The sequence below is a fragment of the Streptomyces sp. NPDC002787 genome (assembly GCF_053592095.1).
In genome coordinates this window covers 153,300-167,047 of record NZ_JBSFVC010000005.1, presented here as the reverse complement: position 1 = coordinate 167,047, position 13,748 = coordinate 153,300, and the positions used below count along the sequence as shown (strand labels likewise).

Sequence of the window (13,748 nt, the reverse complement as noted above, 5' to 3'; positions counted from 1 at the left end):
CTTCAGTCATGGGCACCCACTATTTGATGCCCTTGAGTACTACAAGGGTACGGGCGGTACGCCCCGTAAGAGCCGTACCGCCCGAAAACCTCAGACCAAGCAGTCGCGCAACCCGACCCGAAGGGTCAGACGCGGCGGCGCTTGGGCGGACGGCAGCCGTTGTGCGGGGTGGGCGTGACGTCCTGGATGGAGCCGACCTCGAGACCGGTCGCCTGCAGCGAACGGATGGCCGTCTCACGACCCGAGCCCGGGCCCTTGACGAAGACGTCGACCTTGCGCATGCCGTGCTCCTGCGCGCGACGGGCGGCCGACTCGGCGGCCATCTGCGCGGCGAACGGCGTGGACTTCCGGGAGCCCTTGAAGCCGACGTGGCCGGCGGAGGCCCAGGAGATCACGTTGCCCGAGGGGTCCGTGATGGAGACGATCGTGTTGTTGAACGTGCTCTTGATGTGCGCGTGGCCGTGAGCGACGTTCTTCTTTTCCTTGCGGCGCACCTTCTTGGCAGCGCCCTGACGACCCTTGGGGGGCATCTACTAACTCCTACGGGGAGGTGGTCGGTCCTACAGCGAAGACCGCTGATGAAGCGTTGTCCGCTGAGGACTACTTCTTGCCCGGCTTCTTCTTACCGGCGATGGCGCGACGCGGGCCCTTGCGGGTGCGGGCGTTGGTGCTGGTGCGCTGACCGCGGACGGGCAGACCACGACGGTGACGGAGACCCTGGTAGCAGCCGATCTCCACCTTGCGGCGGATGTCGGCCTGGATCTCGCGACGGAGGTCACCCTCGGTCTTGATGTTGTTGTCCACGTACTCGCGGATCGCGACGAGCTGCTCCTCGGAGAGGTCGCGAACGCGGGTGTTCGGGTCGACGCCGGTCGCAGCCAGCGTCTCCTGGGAGAGGGTCCGGCCGATGCCGAACACGTAGGTGAGGGCAACCTCCACGCGCTTGTCGCGCGGGATGTCAACACCGGAAACGCGTGCCATTCAATGGCTCCTGGTGATCTTCGGAGGTCTTCCACAGAACCGGCTCCCGGCCGCCGTACCAGGTACGAACCGGGTCCCCGGCCTCCGACCGGGGGTGTCAGGCACCTTCGGCGCCTGGGTCCTGCGTATGAACAAATTCAGCTCGCGTCGCGCGAATCCCTGCGATATCGATGCAGAGGGAACGGTCGAACGTGCGTCAGCCCTGGCGCTGCTTGTGGCGCGGGTTCTCGCAGATGACCATGACCCGACCGTGACGGCGGATCACCCTGCACTTGTCGCAGATCTTCTTGACGCTCGGCTTGACCTTCATGGGGTGAGGTTCTCCGGGTCAGTGCCACCACCCGCGTCCCGGAGGACCGGGGCACGGAGAGCGGGGGCAAGATCTACTTGTAGCGGTAGACGATCCGGCCACGCGTCAGGTCGTACGGAGACAGCTCCACCACGACCCGGTCGTCAGGGAGGATGCGGATGTAGTGCATACGCATCTTGCCGCTGATGTGTGCCAGGACCTGGTGGCCGTTCTGGAGCTCGACCTTGAACATGGCGTTCGGCAGAGACTCGACGACAGTGCCCTCGATCTCGATGGCACCTTGCTTCTTGGCCACGCTTCGCCCTTCGAATCGACTACCTTGATCGACTCCGCGTAACCGAATGAAGACATACGGAAACACGAGAGCCGACGAGTCAGTCTACGTCAGGGCTCCCGGAAACACGAATTCGGGTAAGGATGCCCAACGAGGGAGATCATTACGCGCCCTGACGGGGCGCGGGGAACCGCGCGAGCGACCACGAACCACCCGCATCCGGCGAACGCACTCAGCCCACCGGATCAGGAGCCGCGGTGATCCCGTACTCGGCCAACTTCGCCTTACCACCATCGGGAGCCGTCAGCACGAGAGGACCCTGCTCGGTCAGAGCAACCGAGTGCTCCCAGTGCGAGGACCACGTCCCGTCCGTCGTCACCACGGTCCAGTCGTCCGCCAGCACCTCGGTCTTGGGCGTGCCCAAGGACACCATCGGCTCGATCGCGAGACAGAAGCCCGGCACGAGCTTCGGTCCCTTCCCCCGCCGCCGCTCGACGTAGTTCAGCAGATGCGGGTCCATGTGCATCTCGGTCCCGATGCCGTGCCCGCCGTAGTCCTCGACGATCCCGTACTTGCCCCCGCCCGGCTTCGGCTGCCGGCGGATGTACGTCTCGATGGCCCGGGAGACGTCCACGAGCCGGTTGCCCACCTTCATCGCGGCGATCCCGGCCCACATGGACTCCTCGGTCACCCGCGACAGCTCGACCAGCTCCGGAGCGTGACCGGAGCCCACGAACGCGGTGTAGGCCGCGTCACCGTGCCAGCCGTCCACGATCGCGCCGCAGTCGATGGAGATGATGTCGCCGTCCTTCAGGACGACCTCGTCGCTCGGGATGCCATGGACCACGACCTCGTTCACCGACGTGCAGATCGTCGCGGGGAAGCCGCCGTACCCGAGGAAGTTCGACTTGGCCCCGTGCTCCGCGATCACCTTGCGGGCGACCTCGTCGAGGTCCTTCGTGGAGGCGCCCGGCACGGCGGCCTCCCGGGTGGCCGCGTGGATGGCGGCGACGACCAGCCCCGCCTCGCGCATCTTGGCGATCTGCTCGGGGCTCTTGATCTGCACCATGGGGGCCTGCGCTCTCCGTCTTCCGTGACTGTGAACTCTTGGATTTTGCCTACACAACAGTACGGCCGCGGCACCCCTCAAGGGCACCGCGGCCTACGTACCGACCGACGACCTACTTGTCGTCGTCCTCGCGCTTGAGCGCCTCCATGGCGCGCTGGGTGACTTCCTCCACCGGACCGAGGGCCGAGATCGTCACCACGAGGCCCTGGGCCTTGTAGTAGTCGATGATCGGCTCGGTCTGCGTGTGGTAGACCTCCAGGCGCTTGCGGACGGTCTCCTCGGAGTCGTCGTCACGCTGGTACAGCTCGCCGCCGCAGGCATCGCAGACGCCGTCCTGCTTCGGCTTCTTGTACGTGACGTGGAAGACGTGGGAGGAGTCGTTCCGGCAGATGCGCCGGCCGGCGATCCGCTTGACGACCTCTTCCTCGGGGACCTCCAGGTCCAGCACCGCGTCCAGGTTCATGGACTCGTCCTGGAGCGTCACGTCCAGCGCCTCGGCCTGCGAGACGTTGCGCGGGAAGCCGTCGAGCAGGAAGCCGTGCTCGGCGTCCGGCTGCTCCATGCGGTCCTTGGCCATCGCGATGGTGACCTCGTCCGGGACCAGCTCGCCCTTGTCCATGTAGGACTTCGCGAGTTTGCCGAGCTCCGTCTGCTTGCTGATGTTGGCCCGGAACAGGTCGCCCGTGGAGATGTGCGGGATCGACAGGTTCTGTGCCAGGAACGCGGCCTGCGTTCCCTTACCCGCACCCGGCGGCCCGACGAGGACGATTCGCATCAGCGGAGGAACCCTTCGTAATTGCGCTGCTGGAGCTGGCTCTCGATCTGCTTCACCGTCTCCAGACCCACACCCACGATGATGAGGATGCTGGTACCGCCGAACGGGAAGTTCGCGTTCGCCCCGAAGCCGGCCAACGCCATCGTCGGCACAAGAGCGATCAGACCCAGGTACAGCGAACCCGGCCAGGTGATCCGGTTGAGCACGTAACTCAGGTACTCAGCGGTCGGACGGCCAGCCCGGATTCCCGGGATGAAGCCACCATACTTCTTCATGTTGTCCGCGACTTCCTCGGGGTTGAACGAGATGGCCACGTAGAAGAAAGCGAAGAAGATGATCAGGAAGAAGTAGATCGTGATGTGCGCCGGCGCGGCCGTGTCGGCCAGGTTGGCTGTGATCCAACTCGCCCAACCCGCCGTGGAGTTCGAGAACTGCACGACGAGGGCCGGGATGTAGAGCAGCGACGAGGCGAAAATCACAGGGATGATGCCCGCCTGGTTGACCTTCAACGGAATGTAGGTCGACGTACCACCGTAGGAACGGCGGCCGATCATGCGCTTCGCGTACTGGACCGGAATACGGCGCTGAGCCTGCTCGACGAAGACGACGAGCGCCACCATGACCAGGCCGACGGCGATGACGGTGCCGAACTCGATCCAGCCGTCCGCCAGGTCGCCCTGCTCCTTGATGGCCCACAGCGCGGACGGGAAGGTGGCGGCGATCGAGATGAACATCAGGATCGACATGCCGTTGCCGATGCCGCGGTCGGTGATGAGCTCACCGAGCCACATGACGAGCGCCGTACCGGCGGTCATGGTGATGACCATGACCACGGTGGTGTAGATCGAGCGGTCGGGGACGATCAGGCCGGCCTGCGAGCAGCCGCTGAACAGCGAGCCGCTGCGGGCGGTGGCGACGAGACCGGTGCCCTGCAGGATGGCCAGGGCCACCGTCAGATAACGCGTGTACTGCGTGATCTTCGCCGTGCCGGCCTGCCCCTCCTTCTTCAGGGCTTCCAGACGCGGGATCACCACGGTCAGCAGCTGCAGAATGATGCTCGCCGTGATGTACGGCATGATGCCGAGCGCGAAGATCGTGATCTGGAGCAGTGCGCCACCACTGAACATGTTGACCAGACCGAACAGACCCGTGTTGGTCTGGGCCTGGTCGATACAGAACTGGACGGCGGTGTAGTCGACACCGGGGATCGGCACATGCGTACCGACCCGGTAGATCACGATGATGCCGAGCGTGAAGAGCAGCTTCTTGCGCAGGTCGGGCGTCTTGAACGCCCGGGCGAACGCGGTGAGCACGGTGCCTCCTGCGACCCCCGCGCTACTGCGTCAAGGGTGACGGTTTTGAGATTCTGATGAGGACGACTTACGTAACGTTTAACTGCCGCGTCGAGTGCCCGGTGAGGAGCACCCTGTGAAAACGGGCAGTGCAGGTCACCTTACCGGCGAGACTGCTTCCCTTGGAACGACCAACCGGGGATACCCCATTTGTGGGGTATCCCCGGTCGGGATCGCTCAAGTCATCGAGACACCTGATGTGTTCAGACGAGCTCGGTGACGGTACCGCCGGCGGCGGTGATCTTCTCCTTGGCGGAGCCGGAGACGGCGTCGACCGTCACCTGCAGCGCCACGGAGATCTCGCCCTGGCCGAGGACCTTGACGAGGCTGTTCTTGCGGACGGCACCCTTGGCGACCAGGTCGGCAACGGTGACCTCCCCACCCTCGGGGTAGAGGGCGGCGAGCTTGTCCAGGTTCACGACCTGGAACTCGGTCTTGAAGGGGTTCTTGAAGCCCTTCAGCTTCGGGAGACGCATGTGGAGGGGCATCTGGCCACCCTCGAAGCGCTCCGGAACCTGGTAGCGGGCCTTCGTACCCTTGGTACCACGACCGGCCGTCTTACCCTTCGACGCCTCACCACGACCGACACGGGTCTTCGCGGTCTTGGCGCCCGGGGCGGGACGGAGGTTGTGGATCTTGAGCGGGTTGTTCTCCGCCATGATCAGTCGACCTCCTCGACCGTCACGAGGTGGCGGACGGTGTGCACCATGCCGCGGAACTCGGGGCGGTCCTCCTTGACGACCTGCGTGTTGATGCCCTTGAGACCAAGGGAACGCAGGGTGTCACGGTGGTTCTGCTTGCTGCCGATGTAGGACTTGACCTGCGTAATCTTGAGCTGCGCCATGATTACGCACCCGCCCCGGCACGCGCACGGAGCAGAGCCGCGGGGGCGACGTCCTCGAGGGGCAGACCACGGCGGGCCGCGATCTCCTCGGGACGCTGCAGACCCTTCAGGGCCGCCACGGTCGCGTGCACGATGTTGATCGCGTTGTCGGAGCCGAGCGACTTCGACAGCACGTCGTGGATACCGGCGCACTCGAGCACGGCACGCACCGGACCACCGGCGATAACACCGGTACCGGGGGACGCGGGCTTGAGCAGTACGACGCCGGCAGCCTTCTCACCCTGGATGGGGTGCGGGATGGTGCCCTGGATACGGGGGACCTTGAAGAAGTGCTTCTTGGCCTCCTCAACACCCTTGGCGATGGCGGCCGGCACCTCCTTGGCCTTGCCGTAACCGACACCCACGGTGCCGTCACCGTCGCCCACCACGACCAGCGCGGTGAAGCTGAAGCGACGACCACCCTTCACAACCTTGGCGACGCGGTTGATCGCGACGACGCGCTCAACGTACGCGGTCTTCTCGGCGGCAGCTGCGCCGCCGTCACGGCCCTTCCGGTCCCGCCGCTCGCCGCCACCGGCACCGCCACCGCGGCGCTGGGGTCCAGCCATTGGATTTACCTCTCTCTTTCCGCTAGCTACGCAGCGAGCTCAGAACTTGAGCCCGGCCTCGCGGGCGGCGTCGGCCAGGGCCGCGATGCGACCCGCGTACCGGTTACCACCACGGTCGAACACGACGGACTCGACACCGGCGGCCTTGGCACGCTCGGCGACCAGGGCGCCGACCTTGCCGGCCTGCGCCGACTTGTCCTCGTCGCCGCCACGGATGGACGAGTCCAGGGTGGACGCCGACGCAAGGGTGTGACCCTTGAGGTCGTCGATCACCTGGGCCACGATGTGGCGGTTCGAGCGGGTCACGACCAGGCGGGGGCGCTCAGCCGTACCGTTGACCTTCTTACGGATCCGGATGTGGCGCCGCTTGATGGCAGCACGCTTGTAAGCGTCGCCCTTAGCGATCTTCGTGCCGTATGCCATGGCTTACTTACCCGCCTTTCCGACCTTGCGGCGGATGACTTCGCCCTCGTACTTGACGCCCTTGGCCTTGTACGGGTCGGGCTTGCGCAGCTTGCGGATGTTGGCCGCAACCTCGCCGACCTTCTGCTTGTCGATGCCCTCGACCTGGAAGCGGGTCGGGGAGTCCACCTTGAAGGTGATGCCCTCGGGCGCCTCGACGGTGATCGGGTGGCTGTAGCCGAGCGCGAACTCGAGGTTCGAACCCTTGGCCTGCACGCGGTAACCGACACCGCTGATCTCGAGCTTCTTCACGTAACCCTGGGTCACGCCGGTGATCATGTTCGCCACCAGCGTGCGGGACAGGCCGTGCAGGGCCTTGCTCTGACGCTCGTCGTTGGGGCGGGTGACGTTCAGGACGCCGTCCTCACCCTTGGCGATCTCGATCGGCGCCACGACGGTGTGGGTCAGCGTGCCCTTGGGGCCCTTGACCGAGACCGTCTGGCCGTCGATGGTGACGTCCACGCCGGCGGGAACCGTGATGGGGAGCTTGCCAATGCGCGACATAGCTGTTTCCTCCGTTCCCTTCCGCTACCAGACGTAGGCGAGGACTTCTCCGCCTACGCCCTTCTTGCCGGCCTGCTTGTCGGTGAGGAGCCCGTGGGACGTGGAGATGATCGCCACGCCGAGGCCGCCGAGCACCTTGGGCAGGTTGGTGGACTTCGCGTAAACCCGGAGACCGGGCTTGGAGATCCGCTTGATGCCCGCGATGGAGCGCTCACGGTTGGGGCCGAACTTCAGCTCCAGGACGAGGTTCTTGCCGACCTCGGCGTCCTCGACCTTCCAGCCCGTGATGAAGCCCTCCTGCTGGAGGATCTCCGCGATGTGAGACTTGATCTTCGATGCCGGCATCGTCACGGAGTCGTGGTATGCCGAGTTCGCGTTCCGCAGACGCGTAAGCATGTCTGCGATCGGATCAGTCATGGTCATGAATTGGCCTTCGGCCTCTCTCGCCGGGGTTTCCTGGTGCGCCATCCCTCTCCTCGATCCGAGACGAGGCGGGTGCGGTGCGGTGGACCTACGGCGTAGTAAGTCGTACGGGCGACCATCAGGCGCCCAACCCTCCAAGCCTAAGCCATGGATGGGCGGGCGCCTGACACGCCCAGTGCTTACCGAGAGCTTCGGGAATCCCTGAAAGCAGGGACTACCAGGAGCTCTTGGTCACGCCCGGCAGCTCGCCACGGTGAGCCATCTCACGAAGGCACACGCGGCACAGGCCGAACTTGCGGTACACGGAGTGGGGACGGCCGCAGCGCTGGCAGCGCGTGTAGCCACGCACAGCGAACTTGGGCTTGCGAGCAGCCTTTGCGATCAGAGCCTTCTTCGCCATCTCGCTCACGCCTCCTTGAAGGGGAAGCCGAGGTGACGGAGGAGCGCACGGCCCTCAGCGTCGTTGGTCGCCGTGGTCACCACGGTGATGTCCATACCCCGGGTGCGGTCGATCTTGTCCTGGTCGATCTCGTGGAACATGACCTGCTCGGTGAGACCGAAGGTGTAGTTGCCACGGCCGTCGAACTGCTTGGGGGACAGACCACGGAAGTCGCGGATGCGCGGAAGCGCGAGCGACAGGGTGCGGTCCAGGAACTCCCACATGCGGTCGCCACGGAGCGTGACGTGGGCACCGATCGGCTGGCCCTCACGCAGCTTGAACTGCGCGATGGACTTACGGGCCTTGGTGACGGCCGGCTTCTGACCGGTGATCGTGGTGAGGTCGCGGATGGCGCCCTCGATCAGCTTGGAGTCGCGGGCGGCGTCGCCCACACCCATGTTGACCACGATCTTGACGAGGCCGGGGATCTGCATGACGTTCTCGTACTTGAACTCGTCACGCAGCTTGCCCGCGATCTCCTCGCGGTACTTCGTCTTGAGACGCGGAGTCGTGGTGGTAGCCATCAGATGTCCTCACCCGTCCGCTTGGCAACGCGAACCTTGTTGCCCTCGTCGTCGAAGCGGTAACCGACACGCGTGACGACCTTCTTGCCGTCCTTCTCCACGACCAGCTGGACGTTGGAGACGTGGATCGGCGCCTCGGTCGTGACGATGCCGCCGGCCTGCGAACCGCTGGCGGTCGGACCGGCCTTGGTGTGCTTCTTGACCCGGTTGACACCCTCGACCAGGACGCGGTCCTCGCGGGGGAAGGCCGCGATGACCTTGCCCTGCTTGCCCTTGTCCTTACCGGTGATGACCTGGACCAGGTCGCCCTTCTTGATCTTCATGCTTACAGCACCTCCGGCGCGAGCGAGATGATCTTCATGAACTTCTTCTCGCGCAGCTCACGGCCGACGGGGCCGAAGATACGGGTGCCGCGAGGGTCGCCGTCGTTCTTCAGAATGACGGCGGCGTTCTCGTCGAAGCGGATGTACGAGCCGTCCGGACGGCGGCGCTCCTTGACGGTGCGAACGATGACCGCCTTGACGACGTCACCCTTCTTCACGTTGCCACCGGGGATCGCGTCCTTGACGGTGGCGACGATGACGTCACCGATGCCCGCGTAGCGGCGACCGGAGCCACCGAGCACACGGATGCAAAGGATCTCCTTCGCACCAGTGTTGTCGGCGACACGCAGTCGCGACTCCTGCTGGATCACGTCTATCTCCTGATTGTCTGCCGGTTCCCCGGGGGCCGTTCAGGAACGGCCCCCGGAGCCTGGCGGAACTGTCCTGCGGGTTTGCCCGCAGGAAATTACTTGGCCTTCTCGAGGATCTCGACGACGCGCCAGTGCTTCGTGGCGGACAGCGGCCGGGTCTCCATCAGGAGGACGCGGTCGCCGATGCCGGCGGCGTTCTGCTCGTCGTGGGCCTTGAGCTTGCTCGTGCTACGGATGACCTTGCCGTACAGGGCGTGCTTCTTGCGGTCCTCGACGGCGACGACGACGGTCTTGTCCATCTTGTCGCTGACGACGATGCCCTCACGAGTCTTGCGGAAGCCGCGCGCCTCGGTGTTCGTCTCAGTCACGTTGTTCTCGCTCATCAGGCGCTCTCCACCGTTTCGATGCCCAGCTCACGCTCGCGCATCAGGGTGTAGATCCGCGCGATGTCCTTGCGGACCGCCTTCAGACGGCCATGGTTCTCAAGCTGTCCGGTCGCCGCCTGGAAGCGGAGGTTGAACAGCTCTTCCTTGGCTTCGCGAAGCTTCGCCAGAAGCTCCTCGTCACCCAGCTCGCGCAGCTCGGACGCCTTGGTACCGGCCGACATCACGCTTCACCTGCCTCGCGCTTGACGATCCGGCACTTCATCGGCAGCTTGTGGGCGGCGCGAGTCAGGGCCTCACGGGCGATCTTCTCGTTGGGGTAGGACAGCTCGAACATGACCCGGCCCGGGTGCACGTTCGCGATCCACCACTCCGGCGAACCCTTACCGGAACCCATGCGGGTCTCGGCGGGCTTCTTCGTGAGCGGGCGGTCCGGGTAGATGTTGATCCAGACCTTGCCACCACGCTTGATGTGGCGGGTCATCGCGATACGGGCCGCCTCGATCTGGCGGTTGGTCACGTACGCCGGCGTGAGGGCCTGAATGCCGTACTCGCCGAACGCGACCGTCGTACCGCCCTTGGCCTGACCACGGCGCTTCGGGTGGTGCTGCTTGCGGTGCTTGACCCTACGGGGGATCAGCATGTCGGTCAGGCCTCCGTTCCGGTGCTCTCAGCCGGAGCGGACGCGGGAGCCTCGGCCTTGGGGGCCTCGGCGCCTGCGGCCTGCTGCGGCTTGCGACCGCGCCGCTCGCCACCACGGCCACCACGGGCCGGGCGGTCGGCACCGCCACCGCGGGCCGGGCGGTTACCCGCACGGGCGGCAGCGTTCTCGGCGCGGACCTCGGCGATGTTCTTGACGTCGCCCTTGTAGATCCAGACCTTCACACCGATGCGGCCGAAGGTCGTCTTGGCCTCGAAGAAGCCGTAGTCCACGTTCGCGCGGAGCGTGTGCAGGGGCACGCGGCCCTCGCGGTAGAACTCCGAGCGGGACATCTCGGCGCCACCGAGGCGGCCACCGCACTGGATCTTGATGCCCTTGGCGCCGGCCTTCATGGCGGACTGCATGCTCTTACGCATGGCCCGACGGAAGGAGACGCGGGAGGAGAGCTGCTCGGCAACGGCCTGGGCCACGAGCTGAGCGTCCGTCTCGGGGTTCTTGACCTCGAGGATGTTCAGCTGGACCTGCTTGCCCGTGAGCTTCTCGAGGTCACCGCGGATGCGGTCGGCCTCGGCGCCACGGCGGCCGATGACGATGCCCGGACGCGCGGTGTGGATGTCCACGCGGACGCGGTCACGGGTGCGCTCGATCTCGACCTTGGAGATGCCGGCGCGCTCCATGCCGGACGTCATCATCCGACGGATGGCGACGTCTTCCTTGACGTAGTCCTTGTACAGCTTGTCGGCGTACCAACGCGACTTGAAGTCGGTCGTGACACCGAGCCGGAACCCATGCGGGTTTACCTTCTGGCCCATTACCGGGTTCCTTCCTTGCTGCTGACGACCACGGTGATGTGGCTGGTCCGCTTGCGGATCCGGTAGGCACGGCCCTGGGCACGCGGACGGAACCGCTTCAGGGTCGGGCCCTCGTCGACGTACGCCTCGCTGATGAACAGCGAGGAGGCGTCCGTGTGGTCGTAGTTGTGCGCGGCGTTGGCGATGGCGCTGTCCAGCACCTTGCCGACCGGCACGCTCGCGGCCTGCGGGGCGAAACGCAGGACCGCCTGAGCCTCCGTGGCGTCGAGGCCACGGATGAGGTCCACCACGCGGCGGGCCTTCATGGGCGTGACGCGGATGTACCGCGCCTGGGCCCTGGCTTCCATGGTTGTCCTTCCAGTGTCTGTCATGGTCATTCCACCCCGCGTTAGCGGCGCTTCGACTTCCGGTCGTCCTTGACGTGACCCCGGAAGGTGCGCGTCGGCGAGAACTCGCCGAGCTTGTGGCCGACCATCGACTCGGTGACGAACACCGGAATGTGGGTCTTGCCGTTGTGCACCGCGATCGTGTGGCCGAGCATGGCCGGGATGATCATCGAGCGACGGGACCAGGTCTTGATGACGTTCTTGGTGCCTGCTTCGTTCTGGGCGTCCACCTTCTTGATCAGGTGGTCGTCGACGAAGGGCCCCTTCTTGAGACTGCGCGGCATCTAAACCCGCTCCTAGCGCTTCTTGTTCGTCTTGCGGCGGCGGACGATGTACTTGTTCGAAGCCTTCTTCGGCGAACGAGTACGACCCTCCTTCTGACCCCAGGGGCTGACCGGGTGGCGACCACCGGAGGTCTTGCCCTCACCACCACCGTGGGGGTGGTCAACCGGGTTCATCGCCACACCGCGGACGGTCGGGCGGACGCCCAGCCAGCGCTTGCGGCCGGCCTTGCCCCAGTTGATGTTGCTCTGCTCGGCGTTGCCGACCTCGCCGACCGTGGCGCGGCAGCGCACGTCGACCAGGCGGATCTCACCGGACGGCATGCGGAGGTGGGCGTAGGCGCCCTCCTTCGCGAGCAGCTGCACGGAGGCACCGGCGGAGCGGGCGAACTTGGCACCGCCACCGGGACGGAGCTCGATCGCGTGGATCGTGGTACCGACCGGGATGTTGCGGAGCGCCAGGTTGTTGCCCGGCTTGATGTCGGCCCCGGGACCGTTCTCCACGCGGTCACCCTGCTGCAGGTTGCGCGGGGCGAGGATGTAGCGCTTCTCGCCGTCGGCGTAGTGCAGCAGCGCGATGCGCGCGGTGCGGTTGGGGTCGTACTCGATGTGCGCGACCTTCGCCGGCACGCCGTCCTTGTCGTGACGACGGAAGTCGATCACGCGGTAGGCGCGCTTGTGTCCGCCACCCTGGTGACGAACGGTCACACGACCGGCGTTGTTACGGCCGCCCTTGCTGTGCAGCGGGCGGACCAGCGACTTCTCCGGCGTGGACCGCGTGACCTCGACGAAGTCGGCGACGCTGGAGCCACGGCGGCCCGGCGTAGTCGGCTTGTACTTGCGGATTCCCATTTCTCAGTCCTCGTCCGATATCGGACGATCCGACCCGCTTACGCGGTCGGACCGCCGAAGATGTCGATACGGTCGCCCTCGGCAAGGGTCACGATCGCGCGCTTGCTGTCGGCACGCTTGCCGAAGCCCGTGCGGGTCCGCTTGCGCTTGCCCTGGCGGTTGATCGTGTTGACCCCGGTGACCTTGACCGAGAAGACCGCCTGGACGGCCTGCTTGATCTGGGTCTTGTTGGCGCTCGGGTCGACGATGAACGTGTACTTGTTCTCGTCGAGCAGCGCGTAGCTCTTCTCCGACACGACCGGCTTGATCAAGATGTCACGGGGGTCCGTGTACGCCTTGCTGGGCGCGGTGACGACGGTGTTCTTGCCCTCGGCGGCGTGACGACGCGCCTTGGCGACGCGCGCGGCCTTGGCGGCCTTGGCCGCCTTGGAGGCAATGCTCGGGTGACGCGTAGCCATCAGGCCTCGCTCCCTTCGGTGTCGTTGGCCTTCGGGCCGGCGACGAAGGACTCGAGAGCGGCCTGGGTGAAGACCACGTCGTCCGAGACGATCACGTCGTACGTGTTCAGCTGGCCCGGCTCCAGGATGTGGACCTGGGGCAGGTTGCGGGCGGAGAGCCACGCGGCCTCGTCGGCGCGCTCGACGACCAGGAGCAGGTTCTTGCGCTCCGAGATCTTGCCGAACAGCGACTTGGCGGCCTTGGTGGAGGGGTTCTCGCCCTCGATCACGCCGGAGACGACGTGGATGCGGTTGTGGCGGGCCCGGTCGGTGAGGGCGTGGCGCAGGGCCGCGGCCTTCATCTTCTTCGGGGTCCGCTGCGAGTAGTCACGCGGCACGGGACCGTGCACGACGCCACCACCGGCGAACTGCGGCGCGCGGGTCGAGCCCTGGCGCGCACGGCCGGTGCCCTTCTGACGGTAAGGCTTCTTACCGCCACCACGAACCTCGCCGCGGGTCTTGGTCTTGTGCGTGCCCTGACGGGCAGCCGCGTTCTGCGCGACGACGACCTGGTGGATCAGCGGGATGCTGACCTTCTCGACGCCGAAGATCTCCGCGGGGAGCTCGACGCTTCCGGTCTTCTCGCCGGCAGGCGAAAGGATGTCAACAGTGCTCAT

At 65.9% G+C, this 13,748-nt stretch carries 26 protein-coding genes; all 26 read right to left on the bottom strand.

What is annotated here, in order from left to right; translation table 11 throughout:
• Window positions 1-125: 125 nt before the first annotated feature.
• Window positions 126-530 (bottom strand): 30S ribosomal protein S11, encoded by a 405-nt coding sequence (gene rpsK, locus ACWD26_RS08815; protein WP_003956432.1) that lies wholly within the window; start codon window positions 528-530, stop codon window positions 126-128.
• 70 nt (window positions 531-600) lie between these two features.
• Window positions 601-981: a 30S ribosomal protein S13 gene (rpsM, locus tag ACWD26_RS08810; RefSeq protein WP_030788235.1), complete on the bottom strand. Its 381-nt coding sequence runs from the start codon at window positions 979-981 to the stop codon at window positions 601-603.
• 196 nt (window positions 982-1,177) lie between these two features.
• The gene (rpmJ, locus tag ACWD26_RS08805) at window positions 1,178-1,291 is read right to left on the bottom strand and encodes a 50S ribosomal protein L36 (protein ID WP_003998809.1); all 114 of its coding nucleotides are present in this window, start codon (window positions 1,289-1,291) and stop codon (window positions 1,178-1,180) included.
• A 73-nt stretch (window positions 1,292-1,364) separates the two neighbouring features.
• Window positions 1,365-1,586 (bottom strand): translation initiation factor IF-1, encoded by a 222-nt coding sequence (infA, locus tag ACWD26_RS08800; protein WP_003948620.1) that lies wholly within the window; start codon window positions 1,584-1,586, stop codon window positions 1,365-1,367.
• Window positions 1,587-1,797: 211 nt separating this feature from the next.
• A complete protein-coding gene (gene map, locus ACWD26_RS08795; RefSeq protein ID WP_451267663.1) occupies window positions 1,798-2,634 on the bottom strand; it encodes a type I methionyl aminopeptidase in 837 nt (278 codons plus the stop codon).
• Window positions 2,635-2,746: 112 nt separating this feature from the next.
• Window positions 2,747-3,409 carry an adenylate kinase gene (locus ACWD26_RS08790; RefSeq protein ID WP_451267661.1) on the bottom strand — a complete coding sequence of 221 codons (663 nt, stop codon included), beginning with the start codon at window positions 3,407-3,409 and terminating at the stop codon, window positions 2,747-2,749.
• A complete protein-coding gene (secY, locus tag ACWD26_RS08785; RefSeq protein WP_451267659.1) occupies window positions 3,409-4,722 on the bottom strand; it encodes a preprotein translocase subunit SecY in 1,314 nt (437 codons plus the stop codon). Before secY ends, ACWD26_RS08790 begins: the two co-directional genes overlap by 1 nt.
• Before the next feature lie 242 nt (window positions 4,723-4,964).
• Complete coding sequence (rplO, locus tag ACWD26_RS08780; protein ID WP_059079051.1) at window positions 4,965-5,420, bottom strand: 50S ribosomal protein L15; 456 nt, start codon at window positions 5,418-5,420, stop codon at window positions 4,965-4,967.
• Window positions 5,421-5,422: 2 nt separating this feature from the next.
• Window positions 5,423-5,605 (bottom strand): 50S ribosomal protein L30, encoded by a 183-nt coding sequence (gene rpmD / locus ACWD26_RS08775; protein ID WP_003974250.1) that lies wholly within the window; start codon window positions 5,603-5,605, stop codon window positions 5,423-5,425.
• Between the two features lie 2 nt (window positions 5,606-5,607).
• Entirely contained in the window at window positions 5,608-6,213 is a 606-nt protein-coding gene (gene rpsE, locus ACWD26_RS08770) for a 30S ribosomal protein S5 (RefSeq protein WP_003992370.1), read from the bottom strand.
• Between the two features lie 39 nt (window positions 6,214-6,252).
• Entirely contained in the window at window positions 6,253-6,636 is a 384-nt protein-coding gene (rplR, locus tag ACWD26_RS08765) for a 50S ribosomal protein L18 (protein WP_055517271.1), read from the bottom strand.
• Window positions 6,637-6,639: 3 nt separating this feature from the next.
• On the bottom strand, window positions 6,640-7,179 hold the full coding sequence (gene rplF / locus ACWD26_RS08760) for a 50S ribosomal protein L6 (RefSeq protein ID WP_451267656.1): 540 nt from the start codon (window positions 7,177-7,179) through the stop codon (window positions 6,640-6,642).
• A gap of 24 nt (window positions 7,180-7,203) precedes the next feature.
• Window positions 7,204-7,602, bottom strand: coding sequence for a 30S ribosomal protein S8 (gene rpsH / locus ACWD26_RS08755; RefSeq protein WP_007384075.1), 399 nt, complete (start codon window positions 7,600-7,602; stop codon window positions 7,204-7,206).
• A 214-nt stretch (window positions 7,603-7,816) separates the two neighbouring features.
• Complete coding sequence (locus ACWD26_RS08750) at window positions 7,817-8,002, bottom strand: type Z 30S ribosomal protein S14 (protein WP_049567381.1); 186 nt, start codon at window positions 8,000-8,002, stop codon at window positions 7,817-7,819.
• Between the two features lie 5 nt (window positions 8,003-8,007).
• The gene (gene rplE, locus ACWD26_RS08745) at window positions 8,008-8,565 is read right to left on the bottom strand and encodes a 50S ribosomal protein L5 (RefSeq protein WP_020135807.1); all 558 of its coding nucleotides are present in this window, start codon (window positions 8,563-8,565) and stop codon (window positions 8,008-8,010) included.
• Window positions 8,565-8,888 carry a 50S ribosomal protein L24 gene (rplX, locus tag ACWD26_RS08740; RefSeq protein WP_045559456.1) on the bottom strand — a complete coding sequence of 108 codons (324 nt, stop codon included), beginning with the start codon at window positions 8,886-8,888 and terminating at the stop codon, window positions 8,565-8,567. The genes rplE and rplX overlap by 1 nt, the downstream gene beginning before the upstream one ends.
• Before the next feature lie 2 nt (window positions 8,889-8,890).
• Window positions 8,891-9,259 (bottom strand): 50S ribosomal protein L14, encoded by a 369-nt coding sequence (gene rplN / locus ACWD26_RS08735; protein ID WP_003998823.1) that lies wholly within the window; start codon window positions 9,257-9,259, stop codon window positions 8,891-8,893.
• A gap of 95 nt (window positions 9,260-9,354) precedes the next feature.
• The gene (gene rpsQ, locus ACWD26_RS08730; protein WP_037694127.1) at window positions 9,355-9,642 is read right to left on the bottom strand and encodes a 30S ribosomal protein S17; all 288 of its coding nucleotides are present in this window, start codon (window positions 9,640-9,642) and stop codon (window positions 9,355-9,357) included.
• Window positions 9,642-9,866 (bottom strand): 50S ribosomal protein L29, encoded by a 225-nt coding sequence (gene rpmC / locus ACWD26_RS08725; RefSeq protein ID WP_003998824.1) that lies wholly within the window; start codon window positions 9,864-9,866, stop codon window positions 9,642-9,644. Before rpmC ends, rpsQ begins: the two co-directional genes overlap by 1 nt.
• Window positions 9,866-10,285: a 50S ribosomal protein L16 gene (gene rplP, locus ACWD26_RS08720; RefSeq protein WP_004927269.1), complete on the bottom strand. Its 420-nt coding sequence runs from the start codon at window positions 10,283-10,285 to the stop codon at window positions 9,866-9,868. The genes rpmC and rplP overlap by 1 nt, the downstream gene beginning before the upstream one ends.
• Window positions 10,286-10,290: 5 nt before the next feature.
• Entirely contained in the window at window positions 10,291-11,115 is an 825-nt protein-coding gene (rpsC, locus tag ACWD26_RS08715; RefSeq protein WP_094215512.1) for a 30S ribosomal protein S3, read from the bottom strand.
• On the bottom strand, window positions 11,115-11,462 hold the full coding sequence (rplV, locus tag ACWD26_RS08710; protein ID WP_184904641.1) for a 50S ribosomal protein L22: 348 nt from the start codon (window positions 11,460-11,462) through the stop codon (window positions 11,115-11,117). Before rplV ends, rpsC begins: the two co-directional genes overlap by 1 nt.
• Before the next feature lie 41 nt (window positions 11,463-11,503).
• On the bottom strand, window positions 11,504-11,785 hold the full coding sequence (rpsS, locus tag ACWD26_RS08705; RefSeq protein WP_033528345.1) for a 30S ribosomal protein S19: 282 nt from the start codon (window positions 11,783-11,785) through the stop codon (window positions 11,504-11,506).
• Between the two features lie 12 nt (window positions 11,786-11,797).
• Window positions 11,798-12,634 carry a 50S ribosomal protein L2 gene (gene rplB, locus ACWD26_RS08700; RefSeq protein WP_451267652.1) on the bottom strand — a complete coding sequence of 279 codons (837 nt, stop codon included), beginning with the start codon at window positions 12,632-12,634 and terminating at the stop codon, window positions 11,798-11,800.
• 38 nt (window positions 12,635-12,672) lie between these two features.
• Window positions 12,673-13,092: a 50S ribosomal protein L23 gene (gene rplW, locus ACWD26_RS08695; protein ID WP_451267650.1), complete on the bottom strand. Its 420-nt coding sequence runs from the start codon at window positions 13,090-13,092 to the stop codon at window positions 12,673-12,675.
• Entirely contained in the window at window positions 13,092-13,748 is a 657-nt protein-coding gene (gene rplD / locus ACWD26_RS08690) for a 50S ribosomal protein L4 (RefSeq protein WP_184904643.1), read from the bottom strand. Before rplD ends, rplW begins: the two co-directional genes overlap by 1 nt.

What these genes read in the sequence shown, in the direction of transcription:
- rpsK (WP_003956432.1), bottom strand. Translation starts at nt 530, where the DNA reads ATGCCCCCCAAGGGTCGTCAGGGCGCTGCCAAGAAGGTGCGCCGCAAG.
- rpsM (WP_030788235.1), bottom strand. Translation starts at nt 981, where the DNA reads ATGGCACGCGTTTCCGGTGTTGACATCCCGCGCGACAAGCGCGTGGAG.
- rpmJ (WP_003998809.1), bottom strand. Translation starts at nt 1,291, where the DNA reads ATGAAGGTCAAGCCGAGCGTCAAGAAGATCTGCGACAAGTGCAGGGTG.
- map (WP_451267663.1), bottom strand. Translation starts at nt 2,634, where the DNA reads ATGGTGCAGATCAAGAGCCCCGAGCAGATCGCCAAGATGCGCGAGGCG.
- ACWD26_RS08790 (WP_451267661.1), bottom strand. Translation starts at nt 3,409, where the DNA reads ATGCGAATCGTCCTCGTCGGGCCGCCGGGTGCGGGTAAGGGAACGCAG.
- rplO (WP_059079051.1), bottom strand. Translation starts at nt 5,420, where the DNA reads ATGGCGGAGAACAACCCGCTCAAGATCCACAACCTCCGTCCCGCCCCG.
- rpmD (WP_003974250.1), bottom strand. Translation starts at nt 5,605, where the DNA reads ATGGCGCAGCTCAAGATTACGCAGGTCAAGTCCTACATCGGCAGCAAG.
- rpsE (WP_003992370.1), bottom strand. Translation starts at nt 6,213, where the DNA reads ATGGCTGGACCCCAGCGCCGCGGTGGCGGTGCCGGTGGCGGCGAGCGG.
- rplR (WP_055517271.1), bottom strand. Translation starts at nt 6,636, where the DNA reads ATGGCATACGGCACGAAGATCGCTAAGGGCGACGCTTACAAGCGTGCT.
- rplF (WP_451267656.1), bottom strand. Translation starts at nt 7,179, where the DNA reads ATGTCGCGCATTGGCAAGCTCCCCATCACGGTTCCCGCCGGCGTGGAC.
- rpsH (WP_007384075.1), bottom strand. Translation starts at nt 7,602, where the DNA reads ATGACCATGACTGATCCGATCGCAGACATGCTTACGCGTCTGCGGAAC.
- ACWD26_RS08750 (WP_049567381.1), bottom strand. Translation starts at nt 8,002, where the DNA reads ATGGCGAAGAAGGCTCTGATCGCAAAGGCTGCTCGCAAGCCCAAGTTC.
- rplE (WP_020135807.1), bottom strand. Translation starts at nt 8,565, where the DNA reads ATGGCTACCACCACGACTCCGCGTCTCAAGACGAAGTACCGCGAGGAG.
- rplX (WP_045559456.1), bottom strand. Translation starts at nt 8,888, where the DNA reads ATGAAGATCAAGAAGGGCGACCTGGTCCAGGTCATCACCGGTAAGGAC.
- rpsQ (WP_037694127.1), bottom strand. Translation starts at nt 9,642, where the DNA reads ATGAGCGAGAACAACGTGACTGAGACGAACACCGAGGCGCGCGGCTTC.
- rpmC (WP_003998824.1), bottom strand. Translation starts at nt 9,866, where the DNA reads ATGTCGGCCGGTACCAAGGCGTCCGAGCTGCGCGAGCTGGGTGACGAG.
- rplP (WP_004927269.1), bottom strand. Translation starts at nt 10,285, where the DNA reads ATGCTGATCCCCCGTAGGGTCAAGCACCGCAAGCAGCACCACCCGAAG.
- rpsC (WP_094215512.1), bottom strand. Translation starts at nt 11,115, where the DNA reads ATGGGCCAGAAGGTAAACCCGCATGGGTTCCGGCTCGGTGTCACGACC.
- rplV (WP_184904641.1), bottom strand. Translation starts at nt 11,462, where the DNA reads ATGGAAGCCAGGGCCCAGGCGCGGTACATCCGCGTCACGCCCATGAAG.
- rpsS (WP_033528345.1), bottom strand. Translation starts at nt 11,785, where the DNA reads ATGCCGCGCAGTCTCAAGAAGGGGCCCTTCGTCGACGACCACCTGATC.
- rplB (WP_451267652.1), bottom strand. Translation starts at nt 12,634, where the DNA reads ATGGGAATCCGCAAGTACAAGCCGACTACGCCGGGCCGCCGTGGCTCC.
- rplW (WP_451267650.1), bottom strand. Translation starts at nt 13,092, where the DNA reads ATGGCTACGCGTCACCCGAGCATTGCCTCCAAGGCGGCCAAGGCCGCC.
- rplD (WP_184904643.1), bottom strand. Translation starts at nt 13,748, where the DNA reads ATGAGCACTGTTGACATCCTTTCGCCTGCCGGCGAGAAGACCGGAAGC.